This is a genomic window from Sphingobacterium sp. HMA12 (assembly GCF_002933815.1).
In the GTDB taxonomy this organism is placed as follows: Bacteria; Bacteroidota; Bacteroidia; order Sphingobacteriales; family Sphingobacteriaceae; genus Sphingobacterium.
In genome coordinates this window covers 716328-730441 of sequence record NZ_BEYR01000001.1, presented here as the reverse complement: position 1 = coordinate 730441, position 14114 = coordinate 716328, and the positions used below count along the sequence as shown (strand labels likewise).

At 34.0% G+C, this 14114-nt stretch carries 12 protein-coding genes; 6 read left to right on the top strand and 6 right to left on the bottom strand.

The features are described 5' to 3' along the window. Nucleotides 1-12: 12 nt before the first annotated feature. The 3 genes from HMAT_RS03080 to HMAT_RS03070 are packed head-to-tail and all read right to left on the bottom strand — an operon-like array spanning nt 13 to nt 2447. Nucleotides 13-1188, bottom strand: a complete 1176-nt coding sequence (locus tag HMAT_RS03080) for a hypothetical protein (RefSeq protein ID WP_104381335.1) — start codon at nt 1186-1188, stop codon at nt 13-15. Between the two features lie 25 nt (nt 1189-1213). Beyond that, a complete protein-coding gene (locus HMAT_RS03075; RefSeq protein ID WP_104381334.1) occupies nt 1214-1798 on the bottom strand; it encodes a hypothetical protein in 585 nt (194 codons plus the stop codon). A 7-nt stretch (nt 1799-1805) separates the two neighbouring features. After that, complete coding sequence (locus HMAT_RS03070) at nt 1806-2447, bottom strand: glycosyl transferase (protein WP_104381333.1); 642 nt, start codon at nt 2445-2447, stop codon at nt 1806-1808. 274 nt (nt 2448-2721) lie between these two features. Here HMAT_RS03070 and HMAT_RS03065 point away from each other — a divergent pair, with 274 nt between their 5' ends. The 6 genes from HMAT_RS03065 (at nt 2722) to HMAT_RS03035 (ending at nt 10399) form a co-directional block, all read left to right on the top strand. Beyond that, nucleotides 2722-2928, top strand: coding sequence for a hypothetical protein (locus HMAT_RS03065; protein ID WP_104381332.1), 207 nt, complete (start codon nt 2722-2724; stop codon nt 2926-2928). Nucleotides 2929-3034: 106 nt separating this feature from the next. After that, nucleotides 3035-4237 (top strand): radical SAM protein, encoded by a 1203-nt coding sequence (locus tag HMAT_RS03060; RefSeq protein ID WP_104381331.1) that lies wholly within the window; start codon nt 3035-3037, stop codon nt 4235-4237. A gap of 50 nt (nt 4238-4287) precedes the next feature. Beyond that, entirely contained in the window at nt 4288-5307 is a 1020-nt protein-coding gene (locus HMAT_RS03055; RefSeq protein WP_104381330.1) for a hypothetical protein, read from the top strand. A 548-nt stretch (nt 5308-5855) separates the two neighbouring features. Beyond that, nucleotides 5856-8042, top strand: a complete 2187-nt coding sequence (locus HMAT_RS03045; RefSeq protein ID WP_262508748.1) for a peptidase domain-containing ABC transporter — start codon at nt 5856-5858, stop codon at nt 8040-8042. Between the two features lie 6 nt (nt 8043-8048). Then, a complete protein-coding gene (locus tag HMAT_RS03040; RefSeq protein WP_104381328.1) occupies nt 8049-9329 on the top strand; it encodes an HlyD family secretion protein in 1281 nt (426 codons plus the stop codon). Between the two features lie 698 nt (nt 9330-10027). After that, a complete protein-coding gene (locus HMAT_RS03035; RefSeq protein WP_262508757.1) occupies nt 10028-10399 on the top strand; it encodes a (deoxy)nucleoside triphosphate pyrophosphohydrolase in 372 nt (123 codons plus the stop codon). Nucleotides 10400-10654: 255 nt separating this feature from the next. On the opposite strand, the gene HMAT_RS03030 is transcribed toward HMAT_RS03035, so the two are convergent. The 3 genes from HMAT_RS03030 to HMAT_RS03020 form a co-directional block, all read right to left on the bottom strand. Next, on the bottom strand, nt 10655-12043 hold the full coding sequence (locus HMAT_RS03030) for a right-handed parallel beta-helix repeat-containing protein (protein WP_158655578.1): 1389 nt from the start codon (nt 12041-12043) through the stop codon (nt 10655-10657). A 71-nt stretch (nt 12044-12114) separates the two neighbouring features. Further along, nucleotides 12115-12423, bottom strand: a complete 309-nt coding sequence (locus HMAT_RS03025) for a hypothetical protein (protein ID WP_104381325.1) — start codon at nt 12421-12423, stop codon at nt 12115-12117. A 228-nt stretch (nt 12424-12651) separates the two neighbouring features. Next, nucleotides 12652-13608, bottom strand: a complete 957-nt coding sequence (locus tag HMAT_RS03020) for a hypothetical protein (RefSeq protein ID WP_104381324.1) — start codon at nt 13606-13608, stop codon at nt 12652-12654. Nucleotides 13609-14114: the final 506 nt, after the last annotated feature.

Sequence of the window (14114 nt, the reverse complement as noted above, 5' to 3'; positions counted from 1 at the left end):
AAAGTTACTAACTTAGGACAATTCTACGTAGTTTATAAGCTTTTGAGATAGTAATTTTCGCAGGCGTTTTTCCAAGTCGTTAATATTAATATCGCCTAATATTCCAATAATATCTTCAAAACTTTTTTTATCTTTTAGATGTTTAACGATTTTGTATTCTAATTCTGAAATAGTAAAAAGAAATTGATTTATAGATCTATTGAAAACCATGTAGGTATTTTGATCAGTTAGGGAAAAGTAACCTAATTCGAAATTTGCGATAAAAGAGTTATTCCTGAGAGAGGATTTTCGTTTCGACGCAAATAGAAATTCCATTTTTTGTCTAAGAACCTGCCCATCCAATTTTATTTTATTTTCAATCGTTTTTTTTATTGCGATAGAGTCCTCTTGGAAATTATTCATTAAGAAAAACTCATAGCTTAACAAATTCTTTGGAATAATCTCATGATCTACCCCACCTATACGCCCTGAAAATTTTGATTCTAAAAAGCTACCGACGTTTGTCGAATTCACGATACCACCAAACCCCTGTTTCCCTACCACCATAACAGGTTTCTCAAGAAGTAGCGCCTTCGTTAACAAAATACTTTCCCCTATTACAAGTTTCGAACTTCTCAACGCTTGATCGAACTGTTCTTGTTTTATGATTGTCACGTGCGGGTTAAACAATTCAATTTTTTCACTGCAGTATATCCCTACAGCCTTTTCAAAATTTGAGTTAATAAACCATAAAAGTTTATACAATGTATCCAGATGATTGATAATGAATATAATATCAAAAGTATACCTTAAATTGTCAGTACATGGCTGTTCTGGATATAGAATAGTCAAGCAATCCGTAAAGTTTCGTTCTAATCTATTATTATTTCCACCAAAATCAAATCTCAAATCATAATTTTTATCCATTACATATAATTGATAAAAATCACTTTCACAGTTCACAAAATAAATAATAACTTCCTCTCCAGTAAATTTGATATTAAATGCAGGTCGATTAATTACAAATATAAAGTCATATTGGTCATGTGACGAAGTCGGTTTGTCAAAGTCCTTGTATAGATTCTTCCCTTTTGTATTAACATAAACCTGATAATTTTCATTAACCAGATATATATACAAATTTAATAGAAATTCAATATCGATATTGTCATTTAAATGGGCTGTCAATAAGACCTTTTTTTTTATCATAATGAAAGGGATTAACTTTAATTAATTATGTCAGTTTTGTATATAGAGATTCGTTGCATCTAAGTTTTATATATTTAGAGGAAATTTTACGCATCCTGTTTGTTAATATTGAAAACTCCCTATCCGAATTTGATATAAGCATTGGATTCATTAATAATTTATTACTTGTTAAATTTGACAAAAAAGTATGCAACGATCCGCTATATTCATCGGATTTTTGCAATATTTTAAATAAAAAAGCACCCTCTAATAGAAAAAAATCCGATTTAGAATAATTATCAATCCAAAAATAACATGAACTTACGGGCATAAGCATATTGACATTTTCCGCATTAAATAGAATAACATTTGCATTTAAACGCTCTGCTAAAGCAATTCCGGATAACATCTTCTCGATATTAACGGTATTTAGAAGATCAGCATTCATACAAAAAATTATTTTTTCATGTTTCAATGTAAAGGATTTATGCACTAGCTGTAAAAAAAAATCCTCAATAAATTCTTCCGCAGTAATGTCAGAAGCCATTATTATTATTTCTACGTTCCAATTTACAATAGGGGGAATATGCAAATTGCTTTCCGTTTGTTTTATAAAGAGATATAATTTCATAATAACACTAATCGCGAAGATTATTATAATAATTGGTAAGCAAATAAAAATAATCCATCTTTTTTCTACATTTTTTAAAGTATTCTGTTACATCTATCAAATTGTTTTTCTTAGTTACGTCCGAGTAACCAAAATATTCTTGTTCAGATATAGAAGGGTAAATACAAAAGATATCATCACTTATCTTTCCAAGTTCTATATCTAAGACGCCCCCTTCAGGCAATGAAAGATCTAAAATTTTAGAAAAAAAACTTTTGAATACAACAGTAAATTGTAAGCCGGTAAAACCATCCACCCATAGGAGATCGTCGTTTACAAAAATAAGATCATGAATGCTACTTGCTCCCCCCAACAAAATATCCATGCCTGACTGAGCTCCTATTTCTATATATTTATTAAGCAAATCGATATCGAAATCTGCTGTAAATTTATGATCATCCTCACAGATTATCACATACTCAACTCCGATTGTTTGAACTTCCTTTATTACTGCTTTAAATGATTTATAAAGCCCAATTGCTCCATTTTTGTCTTCTAAAGCTGTGAATATCTTTAAATCAAATTCTTGGAATCTCATAAACTCAGCAGTAATATAACGCAATCTTTCGGTCCTGTTTTTTAAATTTATTACATATGTAGGATGTTTCATTATAATTCCGAAAATATTAAGAGACAAATTTACGTATATCATCCATATATTTTCAAAAAAAACTCTTTTTTGTTCATCAGATTAACTATGTAAAATTAAAATTACAATGCGCGTAACAAAATTTAAGTTTCATTAACAATGAAAATCATCTAATACACAACGGGTTAAGTAAATATATTTCCACTTATAAAAAATATATATCTAATCACGATCAAATATCTTGCATTTAACATACAAATACCATAATATTGCTACACAATTTAAAATTTTATATATGAAAAAGAATTTCTTTTTAAATCCTGGTTCTGATAAAGAAAAGGTAAAAAATGCTTTGGGAAAACTATCCAAAGAAGAGTTAGCAACAATTTTAGGGGGTGAATTTGGAGCAGCTCCTTATGATGCCGATGGGTCTGACCCATTAGCGTATTCAAATTACGCTCAATCAGTCTATCGCAGTAATCCGCCACTTCCAAATAAATAGATTGATTAACATTATTTAAACCGGAGTAGTTGATACAAAATTGACTACTCTGGTTTTATTAATACCATACACTATTTTTTGAAATAATATAATTTTTCGGCCACATATGATAGTAAAGAATATTGTCTTAAAAGTTGCGAGCAGATGCAACTTAAATTGCTCATATTGTTATATCTATAACAAAGGAGATAACTCTTATGAAAAACAACCAAAATTTTTATCAAGAAATACAACCACTATACTTCTCGAAAAGATATTAAATCATATGTTATTGCATGACTTAAGTACATTTGGAATAGTATTTCATGGTGGAGAACCTATGCTAATTGGCATAGAATTCTATATCTTTTTCGTGAGTGAATACAAACGAATTTTTTTGAATTTTCCTGATAAAAAGTTGAATCTTGCAATTCAGACGAATGGAACTTTACTAAATGATGAGAATGTATTTAAATTAAAAGATTTAAATATTCATATCGGAATCAGCATGGATACAACGAAGATATCGAATGATAAAAATAGAGTTTACCATAACGAAAGATCTTCATATAACGAAATTTTGGCTGGTTTGAAACTACTTCAAAAACACACCGGGCATTCAGGGATACTGTCTGTGATTGATGTTAATTATTCAGCATTAGAGTCGTATAATCATATAAAATCGACTGGAGCCCAATTTATGGATCTTTTGGTACCTGATGAAACTCATGATACAATTGGAGAAAACGACATTAGAGGTAAATTAGGCACATGGCTATGTGAGATGTTTGACCTATGGTATAATGATAAGGGTCCCAAACCAAACATAAGATTTTTTCATGCTATGATACAGGTCATATTAGGCATGGGAATAGGATTTGATGCTTTTGGAAAAAATATGGGAGACGTAATTGTAGTAGAATCAAACGGTGCTATGCAAGCAAATGACTCTTTAAGATCCTGCAAAAATGGCATAACAGAAACGAACTATAATATTATGTTTAATGAGATCTCAGATATGAATAGTGATCCTTTAACAAGTCTATATTTTAGAAATCATTTCGAATTGCCATATGTTTGCTCAAATTGTCCTCTAGAGTCTATTTGTGCAGGAGGTTATATGGTCAATAGGTACAGTAAACAGAATGGCTTTGACAATGAATCAATCTATTGTGGTGACATGATAAAAATAATATCGCATATTCAGAATAAATTGGCATATAGTTTAAAAGATTTAAACCTCGAGCCTATAAACTACCAAAGTACATTGAGGCAGGTAATTAAATTAAAAACACAGAAGAAAGTCAATGCTGAACTACGCTCATTTTAAAACTAAGTTATCTATATTTGGTAAATCAAACCACTATAATCCAATTCTAAATGAAGTTTTTTATTCAAATCCTCTTCTTACTTATCGTCCATGTCAGCTTTGCGCAGAGAAAACAAGTAATCAATAATGAAGTTACAGCTTTTAAAATTGAGAATAAACAGGATACGATTGATTTCATTGTCATTGATCAAGATCTAACCAAGAAAAAGCCAATATTTTTATGGTGTCAAGGCTCCCAACCTGTTCCATTATATTTCAATTTCAAAAAGAATGGCTTATGGATGGATGCTGGCGGAATAACCAATTTTGATTATCAAGAAATCAAAAAACATTATCATCTCGTTGTGATATCAATGCCCAAAACACCATTAATAGTCGAAGAATCAGAATTAAATAATCAATATTCATATATTGGTGCTTCACCAGATGATAAAACACCAAGTATTGCATTTCAGAAAGCAGATTATCTTGAAAATTATGTTAATAGAGCCTTGATCGTACTAAAATTTCTCAGAAAACAAAAGTGGGCAGACAATTCAAAATTAATTGTCGCAGGTCATTCGCAAGGCAGCAAAGTAGCCTCTCACATAGCTATTAAAGATAAGCACGTATCAAAACTAGGCCTTTTTGGAGCGAATCCCTATGGAAGAATTGATGAACTCGTTCGTAATTACAGAAAACAAGCTGAACGAAAGGAAATATCATGGGAACAGGCTAACAAACAAATAGAAAAGCAATATCAGTTTTATAGAGATGCGAATAATCCGAACAAAGTCAGTACACATCCTTTTTTGCTAGCATGGAAATCTTTCTCAAAACCACTCGTTGGTGAATGGCTTTCGTTTAATAAGCCAATTTATATGGCGTATGGAACAAATGACGTATCAAGTGATCTATGTGACCTGGTTCCATTACTATTCATTGGAAATAAAAAACAAAACTTAACTTATAAAAGATATCTAAATCTTGAACACAATTTTTTTGATGTTGACAGCACTGGCGCGGTAAATCACTCTAAACCACATTGGAAAGAAGTCATGTCGGCATTTGTAAAATGGACAATTGAATAAGTAAATTACACTTAGGAGCAAAAAAAATCAAAAATGTAAAACATAATCAGTTTACCAATCTATAGGTTGGAGTCAAAAGGGATTAAAAATTGTATCAATGATTTATTTAAATAAATTTATAAGGAGCCAACAATATATCGGTTAAAAACATTATGCCAACCAATGTGGACGCTCCTATTTTGCAGTTTCCTCAAACTTTTAATAAATAGGTTTTGAAACGATTAATAAGACGCGCTCATTTAAGATAGTATTCCACTAATATATCATTCAACCTTTACTATACATATGGAACCTATTGCTTGCTTATTTCCTTCGATTTTCACTATTGTTTAATAGCCAAAAGGATTGTATTTTTATTAAGTTTAAGATGATAATTTTTAATCTTTTTGCTTTAAAATAGATCTCGCTTGACAAGACAGATTCTTTGGATGATACTATATGTTGATAGTTTAATTTGAATAATTTATCATATGAAACAAGCATTTATCCGATAAAATCTAACAAAAATGCAAGAAAAGGTATAAGTAATTCAAACCCAATATAATATAGTGATTTTAAAATTCCCCAATTATAAACAGATGGATGTAATGGACTGCGGGGCCACCTGTCTCCGCATGATCTTCAAATACTATGGTCAGTCCGTATCCATTCATAAAATCCGTAAACTTTGCCAAACAAAAAATACAGGGGTTAATTTATTGGGAGTAAGTGAAGCTGCCGAAAAGCTGGGATTCCGAACTTATGGTGTTCGCTTGACAATGGAACAGCTCCAAGAAATTGAACTGCCCTGTATCCTTCATTGGAATCAGAATCATTTTGTTGTTTTATATAAAGTAAAACGGGATAAATTTTACATTTCTGATCCGGCGCTAGGACTTGTTACCTATGACAGTAAGGAGTTTGGGAAAAACTGGTACTCGGCCAGAGAACTGCATTCCGGTCTCTCATTGGTCTTAAGCCCCGGCCCCGAATTTTACCAGCTCGACGAAGAAGAACCCGATCTATCTCTAAAATGGGGCAAGATGTTAAAATATTTCTATAAATATAAACGTCTTTTTATCCAACTCATACTGGGGATGGTGCTGGGAACCATTTTACAGCTGATCACCCCATTCCTCACACAGTCTGTGGTTGATATCGGAATTAATACCAAAAATATCAGCTTTATCAATCTGATCCTGATCGCCCAATTAATGTTATTCGTTGGTAATACCTCCGTTTCATTTATTCGGTCCTGGATTTTGCTTCACATCAGTACACGCGTCAATATTTCCATTCTGACAGATCTATTGATCAAAATCATGAAATTGCCAATGAATTTCTTTGATATTAAAACACACGGGGATCTGATGCAACGGATGGCTGATCAACAGCGAATTGAATCGTTCCTGACCGGAAATACTTTAAATACGCTATTTTCCATTATTAATATGCTGATATTCGGTGCTCTTCTCATCGTTTATAACAAAGTTATATTCTTAGTATTCTTTGCGGCAACTGCACTCTATACCTTATGGATTTTATTTTTTATGAAGTATAGGCGCGAATTAGATAATAAGCGATTTAAAATATCTTCCGAGAACCAGACTTATATGGTCGAGATGATCCAAAGTATCAAAGATATAAAACTCAACAATGCACAGAAGCAAAGACGTTGGGGCTGGGAGGCTCTGCAAGCGAAGCTCTTTAAGTTTAAAGTAAAGAGTTTGGCACTCTCCCAATACCAATCCATCGGGTCTCTGGCCATTAATCAAATCAAAGGTATTTTTATCACGTTTATTAGTGCCAAGGCCGTTATTGATGGCGATATGACACTTGGAGGGATGATGGCTGTTCAGTATATCGTTGGGATGGTCAGTAGCCCCGTGGAGTCCCTGCTTGGCTTTATGCAATCTTATCAGGACGCCAAGATTAGTATGGAACGGCTCAATGAAATTTACGAGACCGAAGATGAGGAAGATGTGAAAAAGGACTATTTGAGCAACTTGCCTGAAAATAAGGATATCGAAATCCGGAACCTAACTTTTCGTTACTATGGTGCAGGAAATGAACCTATTTTTAGCCGATTGAACTTACATTTCCCGGCTGGAAAAACTACTGCAATCGTAGGTACCAGCGGCAGTGGTAAAACAACAATCCTGAAATTACTACTGAGATTTTATGAATATGAAGAGGGAGAGATTCTGATAGGTGGAAAGCGTTTGGAACAGTTTGACTTCTCTCTCTGGAGAGAAAAATGTGGTGCGGTATTGCAGGATAACTATGTCTACGCCGATACAATAGAACGTAATATAACTGTCAATGAAGAGTTTCCGGATAAACAACGACTGGAAAACGCCATCGAGATTTCAAATCTGAATGAATTTATAGCAGATCAGCCCTTTGGTCTGGCAACAAAAATTGGCACTGCTGGCAAAGGCGTGAGTCAAGGGCAGCGACAAAGATTGATGATTGCCAGAGCAGTGTATAAAGAACCGGAGTTTATATTTTTAGATGAGGCGACTAATTCACTTGACGCTAACAACGAAAAAGTTATTATAGAGAATCTCAATCACTTCTTTAAAAAAAGGACGGTTATTGTCGTTGCACATAGACTCAGCACAGTTAAAAATGCAGATAATATTATCGTATTGGAAAAAGGCAATGTTGTTGAACAGGGGACACATACTGAACTCACGGCCTCAAAAGGAAAATATTTCGAATTAGTAAGAAATCAATTGGAATTGGGGAATTAAACAGTTATGAAAGAATCATCAATTATAGAATCAGACATCCATTCAGAAGATTTACAGGATATTATTGCAAAACCACCTTCTTGGCTGTTAAGAAGAGGGATCACATTTATCCTGTTGACCGTTTTAATTATTTTGGGTATGTCTGTTTTTATACGCTATCCAGAAACTGTCAATAGTGAGATCCGGTTCAATACAACAGATGCCCCAAAAGTCCTCGCCGCTAAAGTCAATGGAAGTTTAGTGAAGCTTTTAAAGAAAGATGGCGAGTGGGTGGAAACAGGCAGTCCATTGGCTTATTTGGAAAGTACTGCAGATCACGACCAGGTTATTGTTCTTTTGGATAAGTTGCAACAGATACGCCAGAAACCTAACGCCACTTACAATTTGGAAGCATTGATCGAACCGAAAAATCTCAATCTAGGAGAGCTGCAAGGAGCCTATCAGAACTTCTACCTTTCTTACTTGAGCTATATTTCAGCGCGGGACCATGGAATCTATCAAAAGCGTAAGTCTGTCATTAATCAGGAGGTTACAAATGTCAATGAACAATATAAAAAGAACAATCAATCTTTTGAATTACAGAAGAAGCAACTCGAACTGGCTGAGCAGGAGTATGAAAAGTACAAGCTATTGGCGGAAAAGAAAGTGATCAGTCCGTCCGAGCTACAGCAAAAGGAATCTTTATTGCTGGCTAAGCGTCAGATGATTCCACAAATGGAAAATAGCTTGATTAATTATGAAGGGAATATCCTATCGAAAAATAAAGAACTGGCGGAAATTGAAAACCACATCGAGGAAGAACTGAAAAAATTTATACAAGCTTTAAACAGTTTTATCAGCGAAGCTGAAAATTGGAAGAAACAATATATTATGACTAGCCCAGTTGGTGGAAAGCTGATTTACGGCGAATTCCTACAGATAAATCAACAGGTTGCGATCGGACAGAAATTATTTTATATCAATCCTAAGAGCGAAAAATATTATGGGGAGATATTATTGCCTCAGATTGCTTCGGCCAAGGTGAAGAAAGGTCAAAAAGTATTGATCAAAGTAAACGGTTATCCCTATGAAGAATATGGTTATCTAAATGGAAAAGTGGAATATATTTCAGATATTCCAATTCGGGATAGTGTATTCTTTACGACTGTTAGTCTTGACACCGTAGGTCTTAACCCAATGATCCAACTCAAACCTGGATTATTTGGCGATGGCAAGATTATTACAGAAGATAAATCTATTTTTAGACGAATTTGGAACAATTTAACGAAAAATTTGACGCTAAATTGATCGCCATATTTCTTTTGCATTTATCTGTAAGTGTCCCTAAAAATCAAACAGCTTAAAGCTGGGCATAAATATTTACTACCCTCCTGCCCGTTGTTCAGACAGTCAAAAGTGGAGTTTCGGGTTTTGTGAGCCGTAAGTTAACAAATTCTTTGTGAGTTAAATCATCTAGTGCGCTATGCAGTATGTGTATTCTCAGATGAAGATAGGTATATGCGAACGTTAAACAAACTCCAATTAGGCGGTGATCACTATTTTCTAAGTTTCCAACAAAGTGTAGATCTAGAATATTTAATATACCTTGTATTCCGTATTATATTTATATCGATAAATGGCGTGATGAAGGAAAAGGGAAGCCATTTTCGACCCGAAGTCATGGAAAACTAACTGATGATAATAGTTCAGACTCATAGGGTTTACACCATTAAAGTATATTTTAAATTAGCTGCAGGGCTAACGAACGATCTCCCGTAAAAAATCATTTCTTACCAAATGGCAAGTCCTGTACATTTTTAATTCTTGTCCTTTGAAAATCAATCTAAGTAAACAAAGAAAAATGAAAAGGATTAAATAATCCTGTATTGACATACTATTATAATCCCAATTGGGATAGTCGGTTTGAAAATCGCTAGCTCGGTCAAAGTGAAATCAAGCTGAAAAATATACGCTAATGGTAGGTATCCCTGGTACGCTAGTTGTAAATAGATTTTGATGGAAAGATACTGATCTGCCAGCGATCAGCTTCGATGAAACTGCCATTGAAATGGGAATTTCCTGGAGGAAAGATCGAAACCGGAGAATCTAAAGAAGACTGCCTACGCAGGGAGATCAATGAGGAGATCAATATTGATATCACCATACGCAGATCGCTCACGATGGTCGAGCATCACTATGCCGACTTCTCGTTCCAGCTCTACCCTTTTGTATGCAGCCTACAATCTGGCGAAGTAAAAGCGCTGGAGCATGCCCAGACAATATGGGTAGCGATAGATCAATTGCTTGACTATGACTGGGCAGAAGCTGACCTTCCTATTGTAAAGGAGTATATCACTCACGCAAAAGCAATTGAATAATAGCCGCTATTTGCTTACATAAAAGCCCTAAAACAAAAAGAGCTTCCCTCCAACCGGCAGAGGGAAGCAATTTGGCTAGTGAGTTGGTCTGCATAGTCGCAAACTATATGTAGCTTATCTTTACATAAAGATAAGCACGTTATCTGAAATAGCTATTGTTCATTTCATAGAACATGTTGATCAAAACATTGATTTTGCTAAAATTACCTCATCTAAAAAAATCTTCAAAGATTAAAGTTGCTTACTTTTTCAAATCTAGACTGTAAAGTTTCCCAACGACTGATAATTTGTGATGAGGTTGGTATTTATTTCCGTACCAACGGTACAATCTTTAAAGACATTCCCTGACGAAATGATATCCGAAGTATTTGAATTATACAAAATCCCTCTAGCTGACGTTCTGATCTTATTATTAAAGATCTGTATATCCTTGATGAAATAGTTCTGCGAGGCAAGTCTGATGGCCTGGCTAGTTGCGCCATATAATTTGTTCCCCATGATCTGTATATCCTCTGCCCTATCCAAATAAATACTGGTTGCAAACCCACTTATATTATTGTTGCATATCATAATATCTTTTCCATAACAGATGATCCCATACAATGAAGCATTTGTATTTTTTAAAATGTTCCCAGTAATACTTATGTCTTTGTAATTTTCATTCTGAGTAGCATAAATGGGATACGATGTAGAATGACTCGTGTCAAATATATTATCTGCAATGACGACATGACGACTTTCTCGATAAATGTGAATATTTTCCTTCGGAACATCCTTAAATAAATTCCCATTAATTTGCACATTTTGCGAATACCCTATAATTATAGCCGTCTTTTTCCCTCGATGGAATTGGTTCCCGACGATAGTAATATTATGGACTCCCTTTTCAATAGAATGTAATTCCCCTTCACGTTCTTCGGTATGTTTAATACTTATGGCAGATGAATCTGAGTCTGTAAGTCCACAATCTTCAAAATAATTCCCTGAGATAGTAATATTCCTCGTTTGTCGAGTATTTATTATTGAAGTTCCATCGTCGGGATTAGCTCTATAAATTGTCTTTATATCCATTCCCAACGCTTCGGGTTTTAAAACGATATTATTTGAAAAAACAATGTCTTCCCCATCTGTAAACATATCCACCGCATCACGCCAAACATTATCAAATACATTATTAGAAATAACAGTCTTATAACCTCCCTTTAGATTACTGAAACTAGTCGCTCCTGAGCTCATCTTAATACCGTCCCCATTGGGAATGATCTCGTATCCAGAGGCATTTAATACGCCTCGTGTACGCCCCCTGGTGAAATAATTACCCGTGATACTGTTATTAAAGGAATCCCTTAACAAGATTCCATAAGACTTGTCTTCGAATCGGCAATTTTGGACAAAGTTGCCAGAGCTTTTCTCAAATAAAATTCCAGCATTGCTCGGTGATCTAAAAATACAATTGGTAATGGTATTATTATTTGATTGCCTGAAAACGAGATCTCCTGTTTGATTGCTGACATATTTTCCCTCCACAATTAAATTCTCAACTTTATTATAGCTTGAAACAAATTCAATCAGATCGGATGAAATAGTATTTGATTTGATTGTTCCATTATTACCATTGATAACTATTGAAGAGGCTACAAGCAACTTAGTAGAAACAAGTAAAATTTGATCGGGAGGTAAACTGAGGGAGCAACCTCCATTGGTCTCAATATAATTCAGTGCATTTTGAATAAAGGTATGATTGTTTGCATTCTCGCTTCGTGCACCAAAATATCCAATTCACCATTGAAAATGTGATATAACTTCATTCCTGCAACGACAAGCACACTTCCGCCATCGTCAGGTCCGGGATCAGGAGTCATTGGGGCTAGATAATAAATAATCGGAGCCGGAGTATCTCCTTTTTCATAATAGCCTAATAATTGCACTCCCTCATAAGTTCCAGCTTGTAATGCAGTAATTTCAGCAGCAGATAAGCTTCGCATAGCTGCCATTGTTTCTTTAATTAAAAATTGATTTGCCATATTCTCTTGTTTTTATGTGTATAGCAAAAGTATAGCTACTACGAAGGGTATTGGAGGAAAACAGGGTGTATGTAAGCGGTATCGGGGAGATACCGAAAAGTTATCTTTAGGTATCTTGCTTTTGAACTAAAAGGTACTGAAAACAAAAAAGCTTTCCCCTTAAAGGAGGAAAGCAGATATGAACGCGCTAGTTGTTTATATACCAAGTCGATGTTAAAAAGAAATTTTCTAAAAGCTGCCTATGAGAATGTCTTTTGAATAATCCAATGACAAATTTGTTGTTAGATTTCCATTGGAAGTATTACTGAATAATTTTCCATTCAGTTTTGTAATATGATTCGATTTTAAAACAACCTTATCAATTGTTTTTATGCCTATCTGTTTATACGATGAATTAAAGAATAATACTTCCAATTGAACTGGTTGATCTTCCTTATCTAAGTATGGATATATTGGCGTTGCCAAAATAGTATTCGTTTTAAGTTTTTCAGCACCAATATCAAATACGACATATCCTTTACCATTATAATTTGTCGTAATGCCTGTAAAGGGACTTAGAATAGGATTGATTTTTCCTCCCACTAAAATAAATTTTATATCCTCTGGAATAGCATCCTCAATATTTATCTCAAGTTTGGAGGTTAAACGGTTCAATGTCAATGGAGATAAAGTTGTGTCAGATTGAAAATTAAATTCTTTGTATTTATACACAAACGCATCAGAGAAATAATAGGTGTTTACGGGAAAATCAGGAAAGGCATGGATACCCACCGATAATTCATGCAGTAAAGGATTGCTCTCGTTGATATTGAAATACATCGTACTCCAATTCACGTTGTGTCCTACAAGCCCGATTTTATATCTGCCTTTTGGTATCTCAAACGTAAAGGTATTGTCTATTTGCTTTGAGGATTCACTGATATTTTCTTTTCTGACAATTAACTTATTTTGTAAATCATAAACTAGTAATTGTAAATTGGAAATTTCGGAGCCCGCAGCTGTAATACCACTCGTAATGGTTGATGCTTTACTTCCTCTGGGTTCGATTTTCTGTTGAAAACCTTCTGTAGAGAATTTCACTTGAATCATTTCCGACGACTGCTCCGTAGATTTATCATCTTTCTGTTTCTTACAGCCAAAAAATAACATTGGCACTAATGCTAATACAATAATTTCTCTTTTCATTTAATTAGATAATATGATGAATCGCAAATATATTACTATAAAATAAATAATAAAATACGTTAACCCATAACAAAAATAATTTGCACGAATTATTTACATAAATTATCAAATTTATCTATGCTAGTATTGATGCTATTAGAAACATTCTATGAACTCAGCTGATTACGTCAACCAGGACAGAAGCCTTTAAACATGATGGCCGGATCAGAAACAGATCCAAATTATTTTTAATATCATCAGGAAATGAATAACGAGCTTTGATACCTTTATAATAACCTCCTATATTTTGTACATTTTTTATTTCATACATACTCAAATATAGAATGTTATGAAACTCCACCGCCAACTATCTCTACGAGTTCCATCAACTATTTGATTAAAAATTGATTGCCATTTTCTTTTCTTTTTATTTGTATAGCAAAAGTATGGCTATTGACTAGGCCAGCTGAGGAAAAAGCCTTTATGTAAGTGGTGTCGGGGAGATACCGAAAAGCCAGAGGATGAAC